The organism is Streptomyces sp. SID12488 (assembly GCF_010548275.1).
In the GTDB taxonomy this organism is placed as follows: domain Bacteria; phylum Actinomycetota; class Actinomycetes; order Streptomycetales; family Streptomycetaceae; genus Streptomyces.
The window spans coordinates 114,278-137,442 of record NZ_JAAGLT010000022.1 but is presented as its reverse complement, the minus strand read 5'-3'; the positions used below and the strand labels follow the sequence as shown (position 1 = coordinate 137,442).

The 23,165-nt window shown below is 68.9% G+C and carries 22 protein-coding genes; 12 read left to right on the top strand and 10 right to left on the bottom strand.

Annotation, left to right across the window (positions count from 1 at the left end; genetic code table 11):
* Nucleotides 1–67: 67 nt before the first annotated feature.
* A complete protein-coding gene (argS, locus tag G3I56_RS29025) occupies nt 68–1,855 on the bottom strand; it encodes an arginine--tRNA ligase (protein ID WP_164414013.1) in 1,788 nt (595 codons plus the stop codon).
* 116 nt (nt 1,856–1,971) lie between these two features.
* A complete protein-coding gene (locus G3I56_RS29020; protein WP_164414010.1) occupies nt 1,972–3,054 on the bottom strand; it encodes a LuxR family transcriptional regulator in 1,083 nt (360 codons plus the stop codon).
* Nucleotides 3,055–3,402: 348 nt separating this feature from the next.
* Between G3I56_RS29020 and G3I56_RS29015 the strand changes: the two genes are divergently transcribed.
* The 5 genes from G3I56_RS29015 (at nt 3,403) to lysS (ending at nt 9,743) form a co-directional block, all read left to right on the top strand.
* Complete coding sequence (locus G3I56_RS29015; RefSeq protein WP_164414008.1) at nt 3,403–4,785, top strand: cytochrome P450; 1,383 nt, start codon at nt 3,403–3,405, stop codon at nt 4,783–4,785.
* Nucleotides 4,758–6,065, top strand: a complete 1,308-nt coding sequence (locus G3I56_RS29010) for an MFS transporter (protein WP_164414006.1) — start codon at nt 4,758–4,760, stop codon at nt 6,063–6,065. The genes G3I56_RS29015 and G3I56_RS29010 overlap by 28 nt, the downstream gene beginning before the upstream one ends.
* A gap of 9 nt (nt 6,066–6,074) precedes the next feature.
* On the top strand, nt 6,075–7,091 hold the full coding sequence (locus tag G3I56_RS29005; protein WP_164414004.1) for an aspartyl/asparaginyl beta-hydroxylase domain-containing protein: 1,017 nt from the start codon (nt 6,075–6,077) through the stop codon (nt 7,089–7,091).
* Entirely contained in the window at nt 7,088–7,654 is a 567-nt protein-coding gene (locus tag G3I56_RS29000; protein WP_164414002.1) for a GNAT family protein, read from the top strand. The genes G3I56_RS29005 and G3I56_RS29000 overlap by 4 nt, the downstream gene beginning before the upstream one ends.
* Nucleotides 7,655–7,964: 310 nt before the next feature.
* The gene (gene lysS / locus G3I56_RS28995) at nt 7,965–9,743 is read left to right on the top strand and encodes a lysine--tRNA ligase (RefSeq protein ID WP_164414000.1); all 1,779 of its coding nucleotides are present in this window, start codon (nt 7,965–7,967) and stop codon (nt 9,741–9,743) included.
* A 112-nt stretch (nt 9,744–9,855) separates the two neighbouring features.
* Here lysS and G3I56_RS28990 read toward each other — a convergent pair whose 3' ends face one another.
* The 3 genes from G3I56_RS28990 to G3I56_RS28980 all read right to left on the bottom strand — a co-directional run bounded on the left by G3I56_RS28990 (nt 9,856) and on the right by G3I56_RS28980 (nt 13,343).
* Nucleotides 9,856–11,283 (bottom strand): DUF2637 domain-containing protein, encoded by a 1,428-nt coding sequence (locus tag G3I56_RS28990; protein WP_164414108.1) that lies wholly within the window; start codon nt 11,281–11,283, stop codon nt 9,856–9,858.
* Nucleotides 11,284–11,389: 106 nt separating this feature from the next.
* Nucleotides 11,390–12,361 (bottom strand): DUF3558 domain-containing protein, encoded by a 972-nt coding sequence (locus tag G3I56_RS28985; protein ID WP_164413998.1) that lies wholly within the window; start codon nt 12,359–12,361, stop codon nt 11,390–11,392.
* A 136-nt stretch (nt 12,362–12,497) separates the two neighbouring features.
* Nucleotides 12,498–13,343 carry a DUF3558 domain-containing protein gene (locus G3I56_RS28980; protein ID WP_164413996.1) on the bottom strand — a complete coding sequence of 282 codons (846 nt, stop codon included), beginning with the start codon at nt 13,341–13,343 and terminating at the stop codon, nt 12,498–12,500.
* Between the two features lie 232 nt (nt 13,344–13,575).
* Between G3I56_RS28980 and G3I56_RS28975 the strand changes: the two genes are divergently transcribed.
* Nucleotides 13,576–14,769 carry an RtcB family protein gene (locus tag G3I56_RS28975; RefSeq protein WP_164413993.1) on the top strand — a complete coding sequence of 398 codons (1,194 nt, stop codon included), beginning with the start codon at nt 13,576–13,578 and terminating at the stop codon, nt 14,767–14,769.
* A gap of 81 nt (nt 14,770–14,850) precedes the next feature.
* Here the strand turns inward: G3I56_RS28975 and G3I56_RS28970 are convergent, their stop codons facing one another.
* Nucleotides 14,851–15,225, bottom strand: coding sequence for a cupin domain-containing protein (locus G3I56_RS28970; RefSeq protein WP_164413991.1), 375 nt, complete (start codon nt 15,223–15,225; stop codon nt 14,851–14,853).
* A gap of 76 nt (nt 15,226–15,301) precedes the next feature.
* Between G3I56_RS28970 and G3I56_RS28965 the strand changes: the two genes are divergently transcribed.
* Complete coding sequence (locus tag G3I56_RS28965) at nt 15,302–15,742, top strand: MarR family transcriptional regulator (protein ID WP_164413989.1); 441 nt, start codon at nt 15,302–15,304, stop codon at nt 15,740–15,742.
* A gap of 68 nt (nt 15,743–15,810) precedes the next feature.
* Here the strand turns inward: G3I56_RS28965 and G3I56_RS28960 are convergent, their stop codons facing one another.
* Both G3I56_RS28960 and G3I56_RS28955 read right to left on the bottom strand, forming a co-directional pair.
* Entirely contained in the window at nt 15,811–16,587 is a 777-nt protein-coding gene (locus G3I56_RS28960) for an SDR family NAD(P)-dependent oxidoreductase (RefSeq protein WP_164413987.1), read from the bottom strand.
* Nucleotides 16,588–16,746: 159 nt separating this feature from the next.
* A complete protein-coding gene (locus G3I56_RS28955) occupies nt 16,747–17,082 on the bottom strand; it encodes a YnfA family protein (RefSeq protein WP_164413985.1) in 336 nt (111 codons plus the stop codon).
* A 132-nt stretch (nt 17,083–17,214) separates the two neighbouring features.
* Here G3I56_RS28955 and G3I56_RS28950 point away from each other — a divergent pair, with 132 nt between their 5' ends.
* From G3I56_RS28950 to G3I56_RS28930, 5 genes are all read left to right on the top strand, one after another.
* On the top strand, nt 17,215–17,694 hold the full coding sequence (locus tag G3I56_RS28950) for a hypothetical protein (RefSeq protein WP_164414106.1): 480 nt from the start codon (nt 17,215–17,217) through the stop codon (nt 17,692–17,694).
* 269 nt (nt 17,695–17,963) lie between these two features.
* Nucleotides 17,964–19,082, top strand: coding sequence for an LLM class flavin-dependent oxidoreductase (locus G3I56_RS28945; RefSeq protein WP_164413982.1), 1,119 nt, complete (start codon nt 17,964–17,966; stop codon nt 19,080–19,082).
* Nucleotides 19,079–19,690: an FMN reductase gene (locus G3I56_RS28940; protein ID WP_164413979.1), complete on the top strand. Its 612-nt coding sequence runs from the start codon at nt 19,079–19,081 to the stop codon at nt 19,688–19,690. The genes G3I56_RS28945 and G3I56_RS28940 overlap by 4 nt, the downstream gene beginning before the upstream one ends.
* Nucleotides 19,691–19,756: 66 nt before the next feature.
* Nucleotides 19,757–20,494, top strand: coding sequence for a response regulator transcription factor (locus tag G3I56_RS28935; RefSeq protein ID WP_164414105.1), 738 nt, complete (start codon nt 19,757–19,759; stop codon nt 20,492–20,494).
* Nucleotides 20,495–21,922 (top strand): HAMP domain-containing sensor histidine kinase, encoded by a 1,428-nt coding sequence (locus G3I56_RS28930; RefSeq protein ID WP_164413977.1) that lies wholly within the window; start codon nt 20,495–20,497, stop codon nt 21,920–21,922.
* 56 nt (nt 21,923–21,978) lie between these two features.
* Here G3I56_RS28930 and G3I56_RS28925 read toward each other — a convergent pair whose 3' ends face one another.
* Together G3I56_RS28925 and G3I56_RS28920 are read right to left on the bottom strand one after the other, a co-directional pair.
* Nucleotides 21,979–22,572 carry a DUF305 domain-containing protein gene (locus G3I56_RS28925; protein WP_164413975.1) on the bottom strand — a complete coding sequence of 198 codons (594 nt, stop codon included), beginning with the start codon at nt 22,570–22,572 and terminating at the stop codon, nt 21,979–21,981.
* 66 nt (nt 22,573–22,638) lie between these two features.
* Complete coding sequence (locus G3I56_RS28920) at nt 22,639–23,070, bottom strand: DUF6153 family protein (RefSeq protein ID WP_164413972.1); 432 nt, start codon at nt 23,068–23,070, stop codon at nt 22,639–22,641.
* Nucleotides 23,071–23,165: the final 95 nt, after the last annotated feature.

The window sequence follows — 23,165 nt, the reverse complement described above, 5'->3', positions numbered from 1 at the left end:
GCCGGGTACCCGTTCGACTTCGGGTACCCGGCTTCCGTGTGGTCGTACGGCTGTTGCCGCCGTTCTGTCAGAGGCGCTCGGGCGTCCTGATGCCCAGCAGCGCCATGCCCTGGTGCAGGGTCTTCGCCGTCACGTCGGACAGGAACAGGCGGTTCTCCGCGATGTCCTTCGGCGGGGCCGGCTTGATCACCGGGCACTTGTCGTAGAACGTCGTGAACAGGGACGCCAGTTGGTAGAGATACGCCGTCATCTTGTGCGGGGCGTACTCCGTCGCCGCGTCCGCCACCGTCTCCGCGAACGCGTCCACGTGCAGGGCCAACGCCCGCTCCGCCTCGTGCAGTTCGAGCTCCGGATGCGCTGACGGGCGTACCTCGCCGGCCTTGCGGAGGATCGACTGGATACGGGCGTACGCGTACTGGAGGTACACGCTCGTGTCGCCGTTCAGCGACACCATCTGGTCCAGGTCGAACTTGTAGTCCCGGTTCGCCGAAGTCGACAGGTCCGCGTACTTCACCGCGCCGATGCCCACCTGGGCGCCCCGCTCGGCGACTTCGGCGTCGGAGAGCTGGCCCAGGGTGTCCTTCTCCCGCACGACGGTCGTCGCGCGGTCGACCGCCTCGTCCAGCAGGTCCACCAGCCGTACGGTCTCGCCCTCACGCGTCTTGAACGGCTTGCCGTCCTTGCCGAGGACCGTGCCGAACGCCAGCTGGTACGCCTTGACGTCCTCGTCGTTGAGCCAGCCCGCCCTGCGCGCCGTCTCGAAGACCATCTTGAAGTGCAGGGACTGGCGGGCGTCGACCACGTAGACCAGGTTGTTCGCCTTGAGGCTGAAGACGCGGTCGCGGATCGCCGAGAGGTCGGTGGCCGCGTAGCCGTAGCCCCCGTCGGACTTGCGGACGATCAGCGGGACCGGGTTGCCCTCCGGGCCCTTGATGTCGTCGAAGAAGACGCACAGGGCGCCTTCCGAACGGACCGCGACCCCTTTCTCCTCCAGGATGCGGCACGTCTCGTCCAGCATGTCGTTGTAGCCAGACTCGCCGACGATGTCCGCGTCCCGGATCTCCATGTCCAGCTTCTCGAAGACCGAGAAGAAGTAGATCTTCGACTCGTCCACGAACTTCTGCCATGCGGCGAGCGTGGCGGGGTCGCCGGCCTGGAGGTCGACCACCCTCAGACGCGCCCGCGTCTTGAACTCCTCGTCGGAGTCGAAGAGTTTGCGCGCCGTCTTGTAGAGGCGGTCGAGGTTCGACATCGCCTCCTCGCCGCTGGCTTCGGTGTCCGCCGGGCTCGCCTTGTGGTCCAGCTCGTGCGGGTGCTCGTCCAGGTACTGGATGAGCATGCCGAACTGGGTTCCCCAGTCGCCGATGTGGTGCCTGCGGACCACGTTCTCGCCCGTGAACTCCAGGAGTTGGACCACCGCGTCGCCGATCACCGCGGAGCGGAGGTGGCCTACGTGCATCTCCTTCGCCACGTTCGGCTGGGCGTAGTCGATGACCGTCGTCCCGGGGTGCGCGGAGAGCGGTACGCCGAGACGGGCGTCCGGGTCGGCGGCCCTGGCCGCGAGGTTCTCGACGATCGCCTTGTCGGTGAGCGTGATGTTCAGGAAGCCGGGGCCGGAGACCTCGATGTCCTTGATCAGGTCGCCGGACACGACGTTCCCCACGACCTGGGTCGCCAGGTCGCGGGGGTTGGCCTTGGCCTTCTTGGCGAGGGCGAGGATGCCGTTCGCCTGGTAGTCCGCACGGTCGCTGCGTCGCAGCAGCGGGTCCGCGGGGGGTGCCTCCGGCAGGGTTGCCGAGAGGGCGTCCGCGAGGCGCTGGTGGACGGTGGCGGTGAGGGACTTGACCGAGGCCATTGGAGTGGGTGCCGTTCTCCTGGGGGGTACGTGTGGATGCCCTCAGTATCCCATGGGGGGTAAAGGGGTTTTCCTGGGCTTCTGCAAGCAGAAGTGGATGTCAGTGCGACGCGGACTCACTGTTCTGGGTGTTCTGGGTTGTCCGAGGACAGAGCCGCAGCAACAACGACGTCGATCGTTCCGGTCTTGGCGCGTCTTGGGTCGCCCAGCCGTGCCCGGATCAGGTACCCGAGCTGGAATCGGCTCTCAGCCCGGAAGCTCTCCATGACGTCCGCGATGTACTTGCGGCAGGTTCGCAGGGACATGCCGAGTCGCCTGGCGATCATCTCGTCCTTCATGCCCTCCGTGAGCAGTCGCACGATCGCCTGCGCGGCCTCCGTCTTGATGACGGGCGTTCCGAAGTGGCCGGGGTTGACGGGGGTGGCCTGCCCCCACGAGTGGTCGAAGACCGCGCACAGGTAGCTGACGGTGGAGGGGTCCTGGACGACGACCACGCCCTCGTGCTCGTCGGCGCGGGGGATGAACGCGACCTTCCGGTCGACAACGATCAGTCTGCCGAACAGCTCGGGCAAGGTGCGGACCTCGCCACCCGACGAGGCGAGATGGCTGATGTAGTCCTGGGTCGCTGTCTCATGGCGCGCGGAGTGCGGGTAGAGGGAGCGCACCTGAATGCCACGCCGGGCGAGGGCCAGATCGCGCTCGTTGGCCTGCTCCACGCGCCCTGGCGGCAGGTCCCTGCCGGATTCACAGGTCAACACTTCCACCTGGCAGGCTGAAATCGCGTTTTCGAGCAGCTCGGTGGCGGATTCGAGTCCGTGCACCTCTTGGATCGGCGAATGCCTGCGCCGACTGCGCTGGGTCTCGGCGTAGAGCGAACCCAGGAGGTCGAAGTCCCCCTTCAGTTCGTCGATGCGGGCCAGCCGTCCGCGCAGCTCGGCCTCGGGGGTGGTGAACATGATCGCTGCCGCACTCTCCGGTGCGACAGGCACCAGCCGCTCGTGCGCTGCGTCTCCGGGCAGGGGCCGGAGCAGGTGCCGGGCCCCGAGTGAGGCCGCGGCCTGCTGCACTTCCTCGACGTTCAGGGCGAGGTCCTGGGCAGCTTCCTCGGCATCGAGATGTCCATTTTGTGCCGCCCAGCGAAAGACTTCGATTTCCGTTTTACCCAACCGGGCAAAGTCCTCAAGTGCACGATTTTCCACTGTTTACCCCCCGGGAAGATCCTGCACGCAGCTTAGTGCAGCGTGATCGCTCTGGACGGTGGAGAACTCGCCGGGGCAGTCTGAGGGCACGCAAGGAGTTAGCGGAGGAATTCTCTCCGGGGCGCGGCAAATGCCGACAAGTCCACCATGCGTAACCCACCTTCATGAAAGAGGTACTGACGATGGCCCTGCTCAAGACCGTCTCGTATGCGATCGCCCGCCGCACGAAGATGACGGCCGTGGCCGGCTTCTACAAGTACTGATCTCACCGAGGTCGATCCGTGTAATACCTCGGGCTGGGACGAGGCGCTATCTCGTCCCAGCCCGAGGGCCTTACAACGCACAATCATGGAGGAGTCGATGAACCGACCGCCAGGTCCGCTTGGCGGGCGTCTTGCCGGCAACGGTCCCGTTTACGACCAGGACCGCCTCGGCTTCATGGTGCAGATGTCAGAGAAGTTTGGCGCGATCTGGTCGTTTGACCGCCACATAGTCGTCGTGGCCGACCCGGCACTGGCCGGGGAGGTACTCACACGCACGAACACCGATTTCGGTGCCGAGGTCGACTTCCTCCACCGCAAACAGAAGGACGACGCGGAGACCAGGCAGCAGTGGGCCTCGTCGCGAGCTGCCCGCATGCGGCACATGCGCCCTTCCTCCATGCAGGCAAAGGTCCCCGGGATCGCCGCAGAGCTGGACGGCGCGATTTCCTCTTGGGGAAGCGGCGAAATCGATGTGGTCGATCGTATGCGCGCGCTCACGGCCAGGGTCGGAGCCGTGCTCTGCCTCGGGGAGAACGCGCATCTGGTGGCCGAACTGGGGCGAGACCTCTTCGATGCGCTGACCCCGGTCGTCAGCAGTTCCGTTTCCCTGCCGCTCGGGTTCCCGCTCCCGCGTCATCGCCGGGTCGTAAGAGCCAACCGCGCGCTTGAGCAGGCCATCAGCGAGGCGATGGGCCTTCGCCGGGCCGTGGGCCGGCGCGCGACCGGTGACCTCGTGGATGTGCTGATGCAGCCCACTGCCCGGCACGGCGTACTGCCCGATGCGGTCATCCGCGAGACTCTGGCGGCCACCCTGCTCGCGTCGGAGAACACCTCGGCAGCCGGGTTCGGATGGATCGTCCACGAGCTGACACGGCATCCGGAGATCCAGGCAATGGTCGCGGCCGAGGCGGCAGCGGTACTTCCCACCTCCGGGCCCATCACGCATGCTCACTACGAGCAACTGGGCCTTACCGCCAGGGTGGTTCGAGAAGCGCTCCGCCTCTGGCCGCCCAATTGGATGTTCGCCCGCCATGCCATGCACGAGACGGTGCTGGGCGGATACACGTTGGAGCCCGGTACCAAGGTGATGGTTCCCGCGTACGTGATACAGCGGGACGCGCGTTGGTTCCCTGACCCGCTGGCATTCGACCCGGACCGCTGGTTGCCTGACGGCTCCGGCAGCGCCGCCCCCCAGTTCGCATACATGCCGTTCGGTGCGGGCCCTCTGATCTGTATGGGAATGGCGTGGAGCCTGATCGAGATGACGCTCGCGACCGCTCTCCTCGCGCGCGCTTTCCATATCTCGCCTTCCTCGGCCACCAAGGTTGTCCCCGACCCCTCCCGTGGTCTTTCACCCGGCGGATTGCGGGTGTGGCTCGAAAACAGGTCGGACAGTGGTATCGCGGCTGATCTCCCCATGATCGGCCGAACCGTGGCGGGATGTCCCATGACCAGCAGGGTGGAATGATGGACGGAACCGTCACGTACGGCCAGCTTCTGCGCAATCGCGAATTCGGTGGCCTTTTCTCAGCGCATGCCGTGTCGATTCTCGGCGACGTGCTGACGAAGGTAGCCCTGTCCGTCCTTGTTTTCGACCGCACCAATTCCGCTTTGATGGCCGCCATTACGTTCGCGCTGGGTTTCATGCCCCAGATCCTCACGGCGGCTCTGGCTTCTGCGGTGGTGGATCTGGTTCCAGGCCGGCGGCTCATGCTGATCGGCGACGCGAGCCGAATGGCCTGTGTTCTGGCCATGACCGTACCCGGAATACCCATCACTGTTCTTCTTGTCCTGGTGACGGCCTCGGGGGCGCTGTCCCCCCTGTTCCGGGCTGCCAGGCAGGTGATGCTCCCCGACATCATCGGCATGAACGGGTATCCGCTCGCCAGGTCCATGTTCTCGGGAACCATCCAAGTCGGGCAGATAATCGGCTTCGGTCTGGGCGGAGCCCTACTCGTCGTCCTGACGCCCAGGGCGACACTGTTCGTCGACGCGGCGACGTTTGCCTTCTCCCTCACGATGGTGCTGGTGTTCGTCCGGCCGAGGCCGGCAACCGCCAGCAGCACCAACCGTGAAGCGGGCATCATCCGCGAGACATTCCGCGGCAACCGGTCCATCCTCAACGATCCGGTCCTGCGACGGCTCCTGCTTCTCCAGTGGATACCGACCGCCCTCATCGTCCTGCCGGAGGGGCTCGCAGCGCCGTATGCCGCCGAGCTCGGCGGCGGACCCGAGAGCATCGGGTTCCTCCTGGCCTTCCCCGCGGTCGGCACCGTCATCGGCGAAGCGGCCGTCGCCCGATTCCTGGGACCCCAGGAGCGAAGCCGGTGGGTACCCGCGCTTCTCCTCCTCGCAGGTGCCCCCCTGCTCCTCTTCGTCTCCTCCCCCTCGCTGCCCCTGGCACTGGCCCTGCTGCTCGTCAGCGGCGCCGGAACAGCCTTCGCGCTTCCCCTCGACCAGCTGTACGTGCAACGCGTGCCCGCAGAGCTGAGAGGCCGTGCGATGACGCTCACGGGAGCCGGCTCGATCGCCACCCAGGGAGTCGGTCTGGCAGTCGGAGGGCTCATGGCCGACTGGATGCCCATGCCCTGGGTGTTCACGAGCGCCGGAATCGCCGCGTTGGCGACGGCCGCCCTCATCGGCCGGCACCGCCCCTGGCGCGTCACCCCGTCCAAGGCAGGCCCAGACGCAGCTGAAGCCGCCGACACTTCGGCCTGCCACCAGTCAGCTCGATCTACCGAAGGGTAGGGCTCCCCCATGTCCTCTCCGTTGGAACGTCCGTCCGGCGCCACATGGCACCACCTCCCCGCCGCCGCCCCCCTCGGCCTCAGTTTTGACGCCGCACGGCTCGCCGCCGAGGTGAAGGGCCTCGCCGACCTCAAGTGGCGCCCGAACCGCCCGGTCCACCAGAACGGCCTGGGCGAGGAGGACACCTTCGACTGGAAGATCATTCCTCTTCGAGGCCCCACAGGAAACGTCCAGCGCACCGACCCCGGCGGCGCCGGACTCGAGGACCACCTCGACACCCCTGTGCTCGGCCGGTGCCCGTACCACGCCGAGGTTCTGGCCGGTATTCCAGCCCCGCTGCACAGCGCGCGTCTCATGGCGCTCGGGCCCGGCGCGGAGACCCACGAGCACAGCGACGGGCACACCAACTTCCCCTGGGGGTTCCTGCGCCTTCACATCCCCATCGTGACGCAGCCCGGGGCCGAGCTCACCGTGGACGGCCAGACGTACCACTGGGAAGCGGGCCGCCTCTGGTATGCGGACTTCGACCGGCTCCACATAGCCAGGAACCGAGGCGCAGAACGACGGATCCACCTCGTGGTGGACACCGTCCCGACTCCGGAGCTCATGGCGCTCTTCCCGGCCGGCTTCCTCGATGAGCTGCCCTGGAGCGATGTCCTCATGGCCAGGGAGCCCCTTCCCCTGCAGCCCTTCGAACAACTGGCCCTGCGCTGTCATGTCGACATCCCCGCGAACTTCCCCGACTGGTCGGACGACTCCGGAGCCGACCCCGACGACAGCCTGCCGGGCTCCGTCGAGGTACGGGACGGACGGCTCACGCTCTGCATCGCGGGTGAACCTCGCTTCGGACTCGTGCACATCGGGAACGCCGAGTTCCGGCTCCAGGGCTGGACCGAGGAGCGGACCATCGTCCTCGACCTCGACCGCGCAAAGCCCGTCGCACGGTTCCGCGTGCGCTGCGGCCGGTCCCTCGACGAATACCTGCGGCCGGCAAAGCCGGTGGCACATGCCAGCTCCACCCCATGACGGCACCGGCTCCCACGCTGCTGCAACTCGGCGTGGAAATGAGACCGACCACTCTCGAAGACGCCGGCTCCCTGTCTCAGGCGCTACTGCGAAACCGCAGCTACCTGCAGCCGTGGGAGCCGGAGCGGCCGGAGGAGTACTACACCGAAGCCGGGCAGCGGTCCTGCATCAAGAAGCAGCTGGCACAGCGCCGGGCAGGCACCTCCATGCACTGGGTGCTCGTCGAGGTGAGCACCGGCAGGATCGTCGGCGGGATCTCTCTCTCCAAGATCATTCTGGGGCCCCTGTGCAGTGCGGGCGTCGGCTACTGGACCGACAACGAGTGGGCCGGCCGCGGTCTTGCTACAGCGGCTGTCGAAGCCGCCTGCCTTTGCGCTCGCAGGGACTTCGCCCTGCACCGCTTGGAGGCGGGCACGCAGCTGCACAACCTGGCATCGCAGCGGGTCCTGGAGAAGGCCGGCTTCCGCCGATACGGAACCGCGCCGAAGTACCTGTACATCAACGGTGCATGGCGAGACCACCGGTTCTTCCAGCGGATCCTCCACTCCGATCCTCCCCTCTGACCGGCGCTGGCCGGACTGCCGAGAACCGGCACCGTGGTCGTCGTCCAGGACGTGCGCGAGGTACACGGTCTCTGCCGACACAGAGGCCCCCGGGGCTGCGCCCCCAGACCTCCCGCCACGGCCCTGACGGGCCTCGTCCTCAAACGCCGGACGGGCTGGGCGTGCGGGCCGGGGCTGGCTGGTGCCGTCCGGGGTCATCGAGGGGCTCGCCGGATAGTCGTTTCGTGGTTCTGGGGGCACCTGGGAGAATGGATCTGTCAGCCGTCCGACCGTACCGGCTGGCCTTGAGGAACTCTCAGAAAAAGAGGACGTGCCGATCGTGGCTCAGAGCACCGAGACCACCGACTGGGTCTCCCGTTTCGCGGATGAGGTCATCGAGGAGTCGGAGCGCCGAGCCCCCGGGAAACCTGTCGTCGTCGCGTCCGGGCTGTCTCCCTCCGGGCCCATTCACCTGGGGAATCTCCGGGAAGTGATGACTCCGCACCTTGTCGCCGACGAGGTCCGGCGGCGGGGATACGAGGTCCGGCATCTCATCTCCTGGGACGACTACGACCGGTACCGGAAGGTCCCCAACGGGGTCGAGGGTGTGGACGCCTCCTGGGCCGAGCACATCGGACGGCCACTGACCGCCGTACCGGCGCCCAAGGGGTCACCCCACCCCAGCTGGGCCGAGCACTTCAGGGCCGCGATGGTCGACGCGCTCGCCGAGCTCGGTGTCGAGTTCGACGGGATCAGCCAGACCGAGCAGTACACCTTGGGTGTCTACCGCGAGCAGATCCTGCACGCCATGAAGCACCGGGGGGAGATTGACGCGATTCTTGATCAGTACCGGACCAAGAAGGCCCCCGGCAATCCCGGCAGCCCTGGTAACCCCGGCAAGAAGCCCCAGCAGTCGCAGAAGCCTGTCGACGAGGCCGAGGTCGAGGCCGCCGAGGGGTCCGGGGCCGCCGCCGAGGACGACGGGAGTTCCGGGTCCGCCGGGTACTTCCCGTACAAGCCCTTCTGCGGTGGGTGCGGCAAGGACCTCACCACCGTCACCGCCTACGACGACGACACCACCGAGCTGACCTACACCTGCACGGCCTGCGGGTTCTCCGAGACTGTCCTGCTGAGCGAGTTCAACCGGGGCAAGCTGGTCTGGAAGGTCGACTGGCCGATGCGCTGGGCCTATGAGGGGGTCGTCTTCGAACCCTCCGGTGTCGATCACTCGTCTCCCGGGTCCTCGTTCCAGGTCGGCGGGCAGATCGTCGGCAGCATCTTCGGCGGCAAGCAGCCGATCGGGCCCATGTACGCCTTCGTGGGCATCAGCGGCATGGCCAAGATGTCCAGCAGCAAGGGCGGCGTACCCACGCCCGGCGACGCGCTGAAGATCATGGAGCCGCAGATCCTGCGCTGGCTGTACGCCCGCCGCCGGCCCAACCAGTCCTTCAAGATCGCCTTCGACCAGGAGATCCAGCGGCTCTACGACGAGTGGGACAAGCTCGACGCCAAGGTCGCCGACGGCTCCGCGCTGCCGGCGGACGTCGCCGCGCACTCCCGTGCCGTGCGTACCGCCGGGGGTGAACTGCCGCGTACAGCGCGGGCGTTGCCGTACCGGACGCTGGCCTCCGTCGCCGACATCACCGCCGGTGCCGAGGACCAGACACTGCGGATCCTGGGTGAGCTGGACCCCGCCGACCCGCTGCTCTCCCTCGACGAGGCGCGGCCCCGGCTCGACAAGGCCGAGGCCTGGATCAACACGCAGGTTCCTGCCGATCAGCGGACCATCGTGCGCCAGGAACCCGACACCGAGCTGATCAAGTCCCTCGACGAGCAGGGACGGCAGTCGCTGCGGCTGCTCGTGGACGGGCTTGCCGACAACTGGTCCCTGGACGGGCTTTCCGACCTCGTCTACGGCGTCCCCAAGGTCCAGGCCGGCTTCCCCGCCGACGCCACACCGAAGGAACTCCCGGCCGAGATCAAGGTCGCCCAGCGCACGTTCTTCGCGCTGCTCTACCACCTGCTCGTCGGGCGGGACACCGGTCCGCGTCTGCCCACACTGCTGCTCGCGGTGGGGCAGGAACGGGTGCGGGCCCTGCTGGGGGAGTAGGGGGGGCGCGTTCCCCTGACATTCCCTGACATCCCCTGAGACGAAGGACGGGGCGCCCGGTGAACTCCGGGCGCCCCGTCCTTCGTACAGCCAGGAAATATCAAATATCGGACTACGCGATGTGGTCGTCCTGGAGTTCCGCCGTGTGGCGGTTGGTGAAGCGGTTGACCATCCGGTCGGCTTCGCGCTGCGGGAGCTTCGTGCCGTACGTCGCTTCCACGTCGCCTCGGAACTGGCCCGAGGTGGGGTAGCTGCCGTCTATCGACTTCTTGAAGACCAGGTAGTAGTCCTCCTCCGTCGGCTCCGTACCGCCGCCCGCACCCATCTCACGGGTGCGGCCCGGGCCGGCCGGGATCGGGAAGGTACCGGTGTCCTCCGGAGAGGGCTCAGGCAAGGGCTCCGGCAAGAGCTCCGGGGCGGGGGCCGACGGCTCCGCGTACTCCTCGTACTGCTGCTGCGGGAACATCCGCTGCTCGAACCGCTGCTGCTCGAAGCGCTGTTGCTCCTCGAACTGCTGCTCAGCCTCGTACCGCTGCCGGCTCTCGAACTGCTGCCGGTTCTCCAGCTGCTGCCGGGCGTCGTACTGCTCGGCCTGCTGCTGCTCCTCGTACCACTGGGCGTCCGCGGGTCCGGGGTCGTAGGTCGGGTCGTAGCCGCCCTGGTACGCGATGGCCCGGGGGTCACGCGCCTGCAGCCATGGATTCTGGGGCTCGGCGTTGTCCGGCTGCCCGGCGGGTCGGCCGCCCTCGGGAGCGGGGCGCTGCTCTACGGGCTGGGACTGGGGCTGAGGGGTCGCCGTGGGCCCCGAGGTACGGCTGATCGCGCCCGCGTCGGCCGCCTCCAGGGCGGGCTGCGGGGCCGGCGGCAGCAGCGCCGGTTCGATGCCCGCCGCCGCGAGGCCCGAGGGAGCCGTCTCCGCGAGGGGGACGCCGTAGCGGGCCAGGCGCAGCGGCATCAGGGACTCCACCGGGGCCTTGCGCCGCCACGCCCGGCCGAAGCGGGCGTGCAGCCGGGCCTGGTAGACGAGACGTTCCTGCTCCAGCTTGATGACCTGCTCGTAGGAGCGCAGCTCCCACAGTTTCATCCGGCGCCAGAGAAGGAACGTCGGCAGGGGGGACAGCAGCCAGCGGGTGAGGCGGACGCCTTCCATGTGCTTGTCGGCGGTGATGTCCGCCATCCGGCCGATCGCGTGCCGGGCCGCCTCCACCGAGACCACGAACAGGATCGGGATGACGGCGTGCATGCCCACGCCCAGCGGGTCCGGCCAGGCAGCCGCGCCGTTGAACGCGATCGTCGCCATGGTCAGCAGCCACGCCGTCTGGCGCAGCAGCGGGAACGGGATCCGGATCCAGGTGAGGAGGAGGTCCAGGGCGAGCAGGACGCAGATACCCGCGTCGATGCCGATCGGGAAGACGTAGCTGAAGTTCCCGAAGCCCTTCTTGAGGGCCAGTTCACGGACGGCGGCGTACGAACCCGCGAAGCCGATCCCGGCGATGACCACCGCACCGGCGACGACCACGCCGATGAGAACCCGGTGCATCCGTGTCAGTTGCAGTGGCGCGGCCACCCGTACTCCCCTCCCAGTGCGTGTTGTTGCGCGCAACAGGGTGGCACATGTGTGCGGCGTACGTGTTGCCGGAACAAGGTCAGCTCTTCTTCGACGCTGAGGGGGACGCGGACGAGGCAGGTGCCTTGGACGCCGCCTTGGCTGCCGACTTCGACGGGGACGCGCTCGGCTTCGCCGACGAACTCGCCGACGCCGTAGGGGAGTTGGTGGGGGCCGGGGTGGCCGGAGTGCCCGCACCGCCCTCGCCGTTCTCCGACGAGACCTTCGCGACGGCTTCCTTGACGGCCTTCACCGCCGCCTTCGTCAGACTCTCCGCGCTCGGCGTCTTCTCGCCCGCGAGCCCGGCACCGTTGTAGTCGAGGGTCACGACGACGTTCTCGACCTGGACCACCACCGTCTGCTGCCGGAAGGACCCTTCCTTCTTCTTCAGGTCGTAGTGCACCGACGTCGCGGCGTCGCCCGCCCCGGCCACCGGCTCCGACTTGGTGTTCTTCGCACCCGCCGTCGACTCGGCGTCCTGCACCTGGCTCTTGTAGTACGCCTGCGCCAGCTCGTCGCCGGAGCCGCGTGACGCGGTCGACTCGAAGCGCAGCAGCGACACGTTCAGCCACCGGAACTGGGAGCCCTTCACGCCGTTGTTGGCGAGGCTCGTCCAGGAGCAACTGCCGCGCGTCGAGGTGTCGTTGGACGACCCCTCCTTGCCCGACTTCACGCCCTTGGGGACCAGGTCCTCCAGCGTCTTCGTCGACAGCACGGCGCACGGCTCCGGAAGTTTCTGGTACGCCGCCGCCTGCACGGTCGGCGACGCGCTCACCGTCTCGCCCGCGCCGGCCCCCGTCTCCTGCGCCGCCTTGTCGGTGGAACCGGATCCCGAGTCGGAGTCGGATCCCGAGTCGGAGGAGCAGCCGACGGCCACGAGGAGGATGACGGGGACGGCGGCCAGGGTGGCGAGGGCGCGGTGCAGCCGCCTCGTCGTCACTCCGGTGTTCAGGCTGCTGTTCCGGCTGCGCTGGTCTCGCTGTGCGGGTCGGTGCATGGTTCCTTCACTCATCGCGCGGTGGTTCCTGCGGCTCTCGGTTCCTGCGGTCGGATCGGGTCCGAGGGGCCACGGTACGCGGTGAGGGGGGCATGGGGTTCTGCTTCACGCCCTTTGCGGACGGCCGGTACGAGGGCACACCGGCCGTGTCCTAGTCGAACGCGCCGGCGAGCTGCGAGGCCAGTTTCTGCACCCTGTCCTGCATTTCCTTGCTGTCGGGCACGGTGCCGAGTGCCGTCGGCTGCTCGACGTACTCGATGGTCACGATCACGTTGGACGTGCGGAACGCCACAGTTACCGTGCGCCGCTGGTCCGTTGAACCGGCGGGGGTCAGCTCGTCGTCGAGGAACGCCTCGTCGCCGAGGCCGTCGAGGAGGCGGGGCTGGAGGGCGGCGGCCGACTCGGCGGCGGCGGTGCTGTCCGTGTCCGGTGAGGCGGAGGCGGAGGCCGCGTCGGTGGGAGTGCCCGAGGAGGGGGAGGGGGAGCCGGATGCCGACGCGGACGCGGACGCGGTGGGGGTGGGGGAGGCTGTGGTCGAGACGACCGGCTCCGGGAGGTCGGCGGCCACCACCTTGGTCGCGAAGAGGTCCGTCGCCTGGCTGTCGTCGCTCACGGAGTTGTCGTACGACACCACCCGTTCGAAGTCGACGAGGAGATGGTCGGTGGCGTCCGTGGACTCCACCTTCCAGCGGCAGCCGACCTTGCGGTCCGTGTTGTACGTGAGGGTCGACTCGCCGTCGTACGCCTCCTCGCGCTGGTCCTCGTCCGTGATCTGCCTGATGCCGGGCAGCAGCGAGTCGAGAGTGCCGTGACCGACCGCGCCGCAGGGCTCGGGGAGGGTGAGGTACCGGCCGGGCTGCGCCGCGGCGGTCGTGGTGCCGCTGTCGCCGGGCTTGGCGTCCTCGGCGGTGTCATCGCCGCCCGAGCCGCCTGTGCAGCCGGCCAGCAGCGCCGCGAGGAGGGCGGCGACGCCGGGTACGTAGGCCTTCCGCTGCACGGTCAGGTTCCTCTCGACGGTCTTACTCGACGATCTTTGTGGATGATCTTTGTGGACGGTGCTCGCTCCAGTGTCCCCGCTGGTTATTCACTTGCCGCACGGGGGCGTCACCGGCAGACAATGTGTATCGCACGCACCACCGTGAACGCCGGTCCGGCATCCCTTTCGTTGACCTTGGCGCCGGTTTTGCGTTTGAAGACTTCTGTTGGTTTTTCGGGGGAATGAGGACGATATGTCGTACGTGGAAGTGCCGGGCGCGAAGGTGCCCATCCGCATGTGGGCCGACCCGGCGTCGGTCGAGGACGTCGCGATGCAGCAGCTGCGGAACGTCTCGACGCTGCCGTGGATCAAGGGCCTCGCCGTCATGCCGGATGTGCACTACGGCAAGGGTGCGACGGTCGGGTCGGTCATCGCGATGCAGGGTGCGGTGTGCCCGGCGGCGGTGGGGGTCGACATCGGCTGCGGGATGTCCGCCGTCAAGACGTCGCTCACGGCGAACGACCTGCCGGGCGACCTGTCCCGGCTGCGGTCGAAGGTCGAGGAGGCGATTCCGGTGGGGCGGGGGATGCATGACAGTCCCGTCGATCCGGGGCGGCTGCACGGGTTTGCCACCGGGGGGTGGGAGGACTTCTGGGGGCGGTTCGACGGGGTTGCTGAGGCGGTGAAGTTCCGGGAGGAGCGGGCCACGAAGCAGATCGGAACGCTCGGCGGGGGCAATCATTTTGTCGAAGTATGCACAGATACGACTGGGTCTGTCTGGCTGATGCTGCACTCCGGTTCCCGCAACATTGGCAAGGAGCTGGCCGAGTTCCACATCGGCGTGGCCCAGAAGCTGCCGCACAACCAGGGGCTGGTCGACCGCGACCTCGCCGTCTTCATCGCGGACACCCCGCAGATGGCGGCCTACCGCAACGACCTCTTCTGGGCGCAGGAGTACGCGAAGTACAACCGCTCGATCATGATGGCGCTCCTGAAGGACGTGATCCGCAAGGAGTTCCGCAAGGCGAAGCCCGCCTTCGAGCCGGAGATCAGTGCTCACCACAACTATGTATCCGAGGAGCGCTACGAGGGCATGGACCTGCTCGTCACCCGCAAGGGTGCGATCAGCGCCCGGGCCGGTGAGTACGGGATCATCCCGGGTTCCATGGGCACGGGTTCGTACATCGTGAAGGGTCTGGGGAACGAGAAGGCCTTCAACTCGGCGTCCCACGGCGCCGGTCGGCGCATGAGCCGCAACGCGGCCAAGCGGCGCTTCTCGACGAAGGACCTGGAGGAGCAGACGCGGGGCGTGGAGTGCCGTAAGGACTCCGGCGTCGTGGACGAGATTCCTGCCGCGTACAAGCCGATCGAGCAGGTCATCGACCAGCAGCGGGACCTGGTGGAGGTCGTGGCGAAGCTGAAGCAGGTCGTCTGTGTGAAGGGTTGACCCATGAGGTCCCCGGCTTCGGTCCGGGGACCTCGTTCGCGGTCCTCCCGGAAGGGAGGCCGGCGCCGATCCCTCCGTGGACTAATGAGCCCAAGGCGGTGTGATGGTGCTGCCGTCGGCCAGTTCGGCGCTGAGTCCGACGCGTGTGGTGACCCACATGTGGGCGGGCCGGTCGGTGGTGTTGGCAACCGCCAGTTCGGAGCCCGCCGGAGCCACCGCCGCGTCACCGGCGCCGAGTTCGGCGCTCTCGCCGCCGATGGTGAGCCGGAGGCGACCGGACAGGACGTAGAACGTTTCCTCGTGACTGATCGTGTGGGCCGGGCCGACCGTTCCGGCTGGGATCTCGGTGCGCCAGGCGGCGAGGTCCCGGCTGCCCGTGTCCGGACGGATGTAGGAAACGAAGCGGCCACCGTGGATTTCGTGCGCGACGGCCTCGGTGCTGCGGATGAAAGGCATGTCAGCTCCAATCCCCTCCCAATAGACAAGCTACTTGTCCATGAAGACAAGCAGCTTGTCGAGTTATAGTCAAGCCATGGACGACGCTCTGGCTTTCTCCGCGCTTGTGCTGGCGCTCTCCGGACAGTTGGTGCAGGAGATCCACACTCGCGTGTCCCAGCAGGGATTCGAGGATCTACGGCCCGCGCACGGCTTCGTCTTTGTCCGCATCTCCCGGGGAGGCGCCACTACGGCCGCGCTGGCCGAGCACCTGGGCGTGACCAAGCAGGCCGCCGCCCAGCTGGTCGAGGAGCTGGTCGGCAAGGGGTACGTGGAGCGGCGTCCGCACCCCCACGATGCCCGTGCCCGGCTCCTGGAGCTGACCGAGGCCGGCTGGGCCGCCACGCGCGCCGCCGATCAGGCGGCCCGGGATGCCGTCGCGCCATGGCGAGAGGCGCTGGGCGAGGCACGCTTCAGCGAACTTGTCGCCGATCTGGCCCGGTTCACGCCGACGGGGCCGATCCGCCCCGCCTGGTGAGTCGGCAAGCCGCTGCTGGGCAACGTGCAACGAGACCTGTGGACCGTTTCCTGCGGAGGCGGGGGCGCTCACGCGTCCCGGTGCACCTTCGTGTTCGATGCCTGGGCGCGGGGGCGCAGGACCAGGAGGTCGACGTTGACGTGGCTGGGGCGGGTCACCGTCCAGGTGATCGTTTCGGCCACGTCGTCCGCGGTGAGGGGCTCGGCCACGCCCTGGTAGACCTTGGCCGCCTTCTCCGTGTCGCCGGAGAAGCGGGTCAGGGCGAACTCGTCCGTCTTCACCATGCCCGGCGCGATCTCGATCACCCGGACCGGGGTGCCGACGATCTCCAGGCGCAGTGTCTCGGCGAGGACGTGGGAGCCGTGCTTGGCGGCGACGTAGCCTCCGCCGCCCTCGTACGTGCCGTGCCCGGCGGTGGAGGAGACGATCACGATGGTGCCGTCGCGGCTCGCCGTCAGGGCGGGGAGGAGGGCCTGGGTGAGGTTGAGGGTGCCGATGACGTTCGTCTCGTACATCTGGCGCCAGTCGGCCGGGTCGCCGGTGGCCACCGGGTCGGCGCCGAGTGCGCCGCCCGCGTTGTTCACGAGGACGCCGATCGTCTTGAAGGCGGTCGCGAACTCGTCGACCGCCGTGCGGTCGGTGACGTCCAGGGGGTACGCCGTTGCCTGGCCGCCCGTCGCGTTGATCTCCTCGGCCAGCGCCTCGATACGGTCCTTGCGGCGGGCCGTCAGCACGACGCGGTAGCCGGCGGCGGCGAGTCGGCGGGCCGTCGCGGCGCCGATTCCGCTGCTCGCGCCGGTGATCACGGCGATGCGGGAGGCGGCGGACGGGGCGGCGCTGGCCATGGGACTGCTCCTCGGGGTACTGGGCGTGCGGGTTGTGCTGCTCAGGATAGGCAGGCGGCGGGAGCCGGGGACGGGGTGTCCGGAGGGTGGGCCGGTGCCGTCGCCTCCAGCTGGTTTCGCTGAGCTTCGCCGGGTGTGGCCGTGCCTTGCCGGGCTTCGTCAGTTGCCTCGGGGGGCGTACATGATCACGGCCATACCGGCGAGGCAGATCAGCGCGCCCGTCACGTCCCAGCGGTCCGGGCGGTAGCCGTCCGCCGCCATGCCCCAGACCAGTGAACCGGCGACGAAGACTCCGCCGTACGCGGCCAGGATGCGGCCGAACTCCGCGTCGGGCTGGAGGGTGGCGACGAACCCGTACGCGCCCAGCGCCAGCACGCCCGTGCCGATCCACACCCAGCCGCGGTGCTCCCGTACGCCCTGCCAGATCAGCCAGGCGCCGCCGATCTCGAACAGGGCGGCGACCAGGAACAGGGCTACGGAGCGCAGGACCGACATTCGGGCAGCTTTGCATGTTGGTTCACCGTCACCTGTTGGAGGGCGCCTGCGGGGCGCGTCAGGTGGGATACATCGCTTCGACGCCGTCAACGGCGTCAACGGTCTTCCGGGCGAGGAGTGGGTGGCGTGAGCATGCGGGTCTGGGTGCGTGGGCTGGTGGCGGGTGCGGTGGCTGTCGGTGTGGTCGGGAGCGGGGTCGGAGGGGTCGCCGGTGCCGACAGCGGGGGGCCCGAGGCAGATCTCGCGTATCACGGGGCCGTCTCGCTGGACCGTGGGCGGATCGACCTGCGGGTGACTCCGCGCAACCACGGGCCGTCCGCTGTCGCCGACGCGACCGTGCGGCTGACCTGGTCGGCCCCGCTGGCCGCCCGGCAGAAGCTGCCGGACGGGTGCGCGCGGCTCGGGGCGCGGGTGGTCGTGTGCCGTACGGGGGCGCTGGCTGCCGATGGTGTGGGCGAGCAGATCGGGCTCCGGATGCGGCTGCAGGGCAGGCCCGCCGAGGTGACGCTGGAGATCGGTACGGTCTGGAGCGGCGATGTCGTCGACCGCAACCGTGACAACGACCGGCAGCGCGTGCTCGTGCTCGACACCGGGGACGCGTACTACTTCTGACTATCTCTGACTATCTCTGACTACCTCTGACTGCTTCTGGCGCGCCCTGTCGGCGCCCCCTGTTTCCGGCTCGCGCGCGGGGTCACCGTCACCTCCAGGACGGTGACCCCGTAGCGCTGTACGGCGGCGTCCGAGGGGAGGAGCGGAGGGAGAGGGAGAGCGGGTGGGAGAGGGGGAGGGGGAGGTCTGCGGAATACCTCTGGAAGGCGCGCGGTTGTCGCACTCGGACGCTATAGTTGAAGAGTAAACAACCTGGAGGGTGAGCGACCATGCAGTTCGGGATCTTCAGCGTCGGCGACGTCACACCGGATCCGACCACGGGACGGACGCCGACCGAACGCGAGCGCATCAAGGCCATGGTCGCCATCGCGCTCAAGGCCGAGGAGGTCGGTCTTGACGTCTTCGCGACCGGCGAGCACCACAACCCGCCGTTCGTGCCGTCGTCGCCGACCACGATGCTCGGCTACATCGCCGCGCGGACCGAGAAGCTGATCCTCTCCACCTCCACCACCCTCATCACCACCAACGACCCGGTGAAGATCGCGGAGGACTTCGCGATGCTCCAGCACCTGGCCGACGGGCGCGTGGACCTGATGATGGGGCGCGGGAACACCGGCCCGGTGTACCCGTGGTTCGGGCAGGACATCCGCGAGGGCATCAACCTCGCCGTCGAGAACTACGCCCTGCTGCGCCGGCTGTGGCGCGAGGACGTCGTCAACTGGGAGGGGAAGTTCCGGACGCCGTTGCAGGGGTTCACGTCGACACCCCGGCCCCTGGACGACGTACCGCCGTTCGTCTGGCACGGCTCCATCCGCTCGCCCGAGATCGCCGAACAGGCGGCCTACTACGGCGACGGCTTCTTCCACAACAACATCTTCTGGCCCGCCGAGCACACGAAGAAGATGATCGAGCTCTACCGGTCCCGGTACGCCCACTACGGGCACGGCACCGCCGAGCAGGCCATCGTGGGGCTGGGCGGCCATGTGTTCATGCGGAAGAACTCGCAGGACGCGGTACGGGAGTTCCGGCCGTACTTCAACGAGGCGCCGGTGTACGGACACGGGCCCTCCCTGGAGGACTTCACCGACCAGACCCCGCTGACCGTCGGGTCACCGCAGGAGGTCATCGAGAAGACGCTGGCCTTCCGGGAGTACGCCGGTGACTACCAGCGTCAGCTGTTCCTGGTCGACCACGCGGGGCTGCCGCTGAAGACGGTGCTGGAGCAGCTCGACATGCTCGGCGAGGAGGTCGTGCCGGTACTGCGGGCGGAGTTCGCCAAGGGACGGGCGGCCGATGTGCCGAACGCGCCCACGCACGCCTCACTGCTGGCCGCCGCGCAGCAGCAGGAGATGGACCAGAAGGACCAGAAGGAAGAGGCCGCGGTATGAAGCTCGTCGTTGTCTCGGCAGGGCTGAGCGTTCCGTCGTCCACCCGGCTGCTGGCCGACCGGCTGGCCGCCGCGGTGGACCGGAAGGCGGACGCCGGCGTTCAGGTCGACATCCAGGTCGTGGAACTGCGCGAGCTGGCCGTGGAGATCGCGCACAACTTCACCAACGGGTTCCCGGGGCGGAAGCTGGCGGACGCCCTGGACGCGGTGACTCGGGCGGACGGGCTGATCGTCGTCACGCCCGTGTTCTCGGCCTCGTACAGCGGTCTGTTCAAGTCGTTCTTCGACGTGCTGGAGAAGGACGCGCTGGCCGGGAAACCGGTGCTGGTCGCCGCGACCGGCGGCTCGGCCCGGCATTCGCTGGTCCTGGAGCACGCCATGCGGCCGTTGTTCGCGTATCTGCGGGCCGTGGTCGTTCCGACGGCCGTGTACGCGGCCTCGGAGGACTGGGGTGCGGAGGGGCTGGCCGAGCGGGTGGAGCGGGCGGCGGGGGAGCTGACGGCTCTGATGTCGGGGCTGTCGGCTCAGCGGCGGCCGGTACCGAAGCCCGCGTCGGGCGGGTTCGAGGTGGTCCCGTTCGCCGAGCGCTTGGACGCGCTGCGGGGGTGAGCGCGGGAGTGACGGTGAGAGGCGAGTAAGAGCCCCCCTTGGCACACTGGGCGGGTGCCCCAAACCGTGCTGCTCGCCGAGGACGACCGTGCCATCCGCCATGCCCTGGAGCGGGCCCTGACCCTGGAGGGCTACCGGGTCACCGCGGTCGCCGACGGCGTCGAGGCGCTCGCCCAGGCGCATCGCACGCCGCCGGACGTACTCCTGCTGGACGTGATGATGCCCGGCATCGACGGGCTCCAGGTGTGCCGGGTGCTGCGCGCCGAGGGGGACCGTACGCCGATCCTGATGCTCACCGCGCTGGTGGAGACCGCCGACCGGATCGCCGGCCTGGACGCGGGCGCCGACGACTACGTCGTCAAGCCGTTCGACGTCGAGGAGGTCTTCGCCCGCCTCCGGGCGCTGCTGCGGCGCACCGGCCCCGGCGAGCAGCGTCCCGTCAGGGGCGTCGCCCCCGTCGGCCTGTCCGCGTCCCCCGCACTGAAGGAACCCGCCGTTCCCGAGCGGCAACTCACCGCCGCCGGGCTGCGGATGGACCTCCAGGCGCGGCGCGTGTGGCGCGGGACGCGCGAACTGGAGCTGACCCGGACCGAGTTCGAGCTGCTGGAACTGCTCGTGCGCAACGCCGGGATCGTCCTCGACCACTCCACGATCTACGACCGTATCTGGGGCTACGACTTCGGCCCGGGGTCCAAGAACCTTGCCGTGTACGTCGGTTATCTGCGCCGCAAGCTCGACGAGCCGGGCGCCTCGCAGCTGATCCACACGGTGCGAGGCGTGGGTTACGTCCTCCGGGAGGACTGAGTGACCCAGCGGAGGGCGGGACTGGCCTCGCTGCGGACCACCTTCGCCGTGTCGTTCGCCGCGGTCGCCGCCGGGGTGACCGTGCTGGTCGGGTTCCTGTCGTACGACGCCGCCGCGCGGTTGGTCCGGGTGGACCAGCAGTCCGCCTTCGCCGAGGTCGTGCAGGACCTCCAGGACGAGGTGCGGCACAACAAGATGACGCCGCAGGACTTCTCGTCGTCCGAGCCGGGGCACGACATCGTCCGGCCCAGCCGTACCGATGTGCAGGTGCTCGGACCGGCGGGTGAGGTGGTCGACAGCGGGAGTCCGGCGCTGCCCGTCACCGCCGCCGACCGCCGGATCGCCGGCTCCCCGGTCGCCGGGCTGGCCGTGCAGCACAAGGACGTCGCCGTCGGCCAGGACGTCTACCGCATCGCGACCGTCTCGCTGGGCGGCGAGCGGAGCGAGGGCCGGGGCGCGGTGCAGGTCGCGCAGGAGTTCAGCGACACGGAGGACCTGCTCCGGGAGCTTCAGCAGCGGACGATCCTGATGATGGCCGCGGTCGTCGTCGCGGCCGGGTTGTTCGGGTGGTGGCTGGCCCGGCGGATCACGCACCGGCTGCGCATCCTCGCCTCGGCCGCCGAGGACGTCGCCCGCACCCGCCGGCTCGGCATCCAGGTGCCGGTGACCGGGTCCGACGAGGTGGGACGCCTGGGCCGGTCCTTCGACCGCATGCTCGGCCGGCTCGCCCAGTCGGAGGAGGACCAGCGCCGACTGGTCCAGGACGCGGGGCATGAGCTGCGTACCCCGCTCACCTCCCTCCGTACGAACATCTCGTTGCTGCGCCGGATCGACGAACTGCCGCCCGCGACCCGGGAGGACCTGGTCGACGACCTGGCCATTGAGGCGCGTGAACTCACCGATCTGGTCAACGAGTTGGTGGACCTGGCGGCCGGGCAGTCGGACACCGAGCCCAAGCAGCGGCTCGATGTCGCCGACATCGCGGACGAGGTCGCGGTGGTGGCCCGGCGGCGTACCGGGCGGGAAGTCGTCGTCCGGGTGAGCGGCGAGACGGCCGCCGACGCCCGCCCCGCCGCGCTCCAGCGCGCGATCTCCAACCTCGTCGAGAACGCCTCGAAGTTCGACCGGGGCGGTACGACGCCGATCGAGATCGCGGTCACCGGTCCGGACCGGGCCCGGCAGGGCGGCGGGCGGCAGGGCGCGATCCGGGTCGAGGTGCTCGACCGGGGGCCCGGAGTCGCCGAGGGCGATCTGCTGCGCCTGTTCGACCGGTTCTACCGCGCCGCCGACGCCCGTAGCCTCCCCGGTTCGGGCCTCGGGCTGTCGATCGTCCGCGAGGTGGCCATCGCCCACGGCGGGGCACCCTTCGCGAACCGGCGGGACGGGGGCGGGGCGGTCATCGGGTTCACGGTGGGTGGGCAGGGGTGAGCCGACCGGCCCGGTAGCGGCGGCCGGCCGGCTTTCCAGTGGTGTCGGTGCCGGTGTCAGCTCTTGCCGAGGAGCTTGTTCATCTCGGTGATCTCGGCGTTCTGGGTGCGGATGACGTCGTCGGCCATGGAGGTGGCGGGGCCGTACTCGCCCTTGGCCTTCTCGGTGGTGGCCATCTTCACGGCGCCCTTGTGGTGCTCGATCATCATGGTCAGGAAGTTCTTGTCGAACTCCTTGCCGGTGGCGGCGTGGTCCATGCCGGGCATCGATTCCATCCCTTCCATGGACTCCATGCCTGGCATCGACTCCGTCGACGTCGGGACGTCCTTGCCCCAGGTCTTCAGCCACCCCGACATGGTCTCGATCTCCGGGGTCTGAGCCTTTTCGATGCGGGCGGCGAGGGACTTGACCTCGGCCGACGAGGCCTTGTCGGCAGCCTCTTCCGCCATCGCCAGGGCGCCCTTGTGGTGAGGGATCATGCCCTGCGCGAAGGTGACGTCCTGGGCGTTGTGGTCCTCGGCCTTGGCGCCACTGCCGGCGTTGCTGGTGCTGGTGTCGCTGTTGCCGTCGTCGCTGCCGCACGCGGTGAGGGTGACGGCGAGTGCGGCTGCGGCGGCCATGACGACGAGGGTCCTACGGGTTTTGCGCATGCTGGAACTCCTGCTGTGCGAAAGGGAATTGAGGTACGCGGGCACGCCTGGGACGTGCGGTGACCTCTAGATCCGCAGGAGCTGGAGTTCGGCGAGGGACGGTGGCGCGCGGGCGCCCTCGGGGGACCGGGGCAGCGAGCGGTCGGCGCGGGCGGCCAGGTCCGAGGCACCGGCCGGGTCGGGCGCGAGGGCGGCGAAGGTGTGCCCCGCCGGGACGGCGCCGGACGCGCAGGTCGCGTCGGCGTGCTGGGTGTGGCCGCCGTGCGAGCCCATGCCGTGGCAGACGGATTCCTCGGCAGGCCCCGCCCGCATGCTCATCGGCTGCGATGCCTGGGCCCGGTGCCCGTGATGGGCGCTGTCCGCCATCCCGGCGGACATGCCACCCGGCCCGAGGCCGTGCATCGCGAGGACGCCTGCCAGCAGCCCGAGCACGACGAACGCACGCGTCCACCAGGACGGTGGGTACGTGCGCTGCGGTCGCTGTGCGCGGGCTGTCACACGGCCATGTTAGCCCGGCGGGCGTATACGGATACGGGGTACCCCTATATTCGCGGCGCGCCGTACGTCAGGCACCTCGTACGTCAGGCACTTCG

Excerpts from the sequence above, each read along its gene's own strand:
- argS (WP_164414013.1), bottom strand. The coding sequence starts at position 1,855 with ATGGCCTCGGTCAAGTCCCTCACCGCCACCGTCCACCAGCGCCTCGCG.
- G3I56_RS29015 (WP_164414008.1), top strand. The coding sequence starts at position 3,403 with ATGGAGGAGTCGATGAACCGACCGCCAGGTCCGCTTGGCGGGCGTCTT.
- G3I56_RS29010 (WP_164414006.1), top strand. The coding sequence starts at position 4,758 with ATGTCCCATGACCAGCAGGGTGGAATGATGGACGGAACCGTCACGTAC.
- G3I56_RS29005 (WP_164414004.1), top strand. The coding sequence starts at position 6,075 with ATGTCCTCTCCGTTGGAACGTCCGTCCGGCGCCACATGGCACCACCTC.
- G3I56_RS29000 (WP_164414002.1), top strand. The coding sequence starts at position 7,088 with ATGACGGCACCGGCTCCCACGCTGCTGCAACTCGGCGTGGAAATGAGA.
- G3I56_RS28990 (WP_164414108.1), bottom strand. The coding sequence starts at position 11,283 with ATGCACCGGGTTCTCATCGGCGTGGTCGTCGCCGGTGCGGTGGTCATC.
- G3I56_RS28985 (WP_164413998.1), bottom strand. The coding sequence starts at position 12,361 with ATGAGTGAAGGAACCATGCACCGACCCGCACAGCGAGACCAGCGCAGC.
- G3I56_RS28975 (WP_164413993.1), top strand. The coding sequence starts at position 13,576 with ATGTCGTACGTGGAAGTGCCGGGCGCGAAGGTGCCCATCCGCATGTGG.
- G3I56_RS28970 (WP_164413991.1), bottom strand. The coding sequence starts at position 15,225 with ATGCCTTTCATCCGCAGCACCGAGGCCGTCGCGCACGAAATCCACGGT.
- G3I56_RS28965 (WP_164413989.1), top strand. The coding sequence starts at position 15,302 with ATGGACGACGCTCTGGCTTTCTCCGCGCTTGTGCTGGCGCTCTCCGGA.
- G3I56_RS28960 (WP_164413987.1), bottom strand. The coding sequence starts at position 16,587 with ATGGCCAGCGCCGCCCCGTCCGCCGCCTCCCGCATCGCCGTGATCACC.
- G3I56_RS28955 (WP_164413985.1), bottom strand. The coding sequence starts at position 17,082 with ATGTCGGTCCTGCGCTCCGTAGCCCTGTTCCTGGTCGCCGCCCTGTTC.
- G3I56_RS28950 (WP_164414106.1), top strand. The coding sequence starts at position 17,215 with ATGCGGGTCTGGGTGCGTGGGCTGGTGGCGGGTGCGGTGGCTGTCGGT.
- G3I56_RS28945 (WP_164413982.1), top strand. The coding sequence starts at position 17,964 with ATGCAGTTCGGGATCTTCAGCGTCGGCGACGTCACACCGGATCCGACC.
- G3I56_RS28940 (WP_164413979.1), top strand. The coding sequence starts at position 19,079 with ATGAAGCTCGTCGTTGTCTCGGCAGGGCTGAGCGTTCCGTCGTCCACC.
- G3I56_RS28925 (WP_164413975.1), bottom strand. The coding sequence starts at position 22,572 with ATGCGCAAAACCCGTAGGACCCTCGTCGTCATGGCCGCCGCAGCCGCA.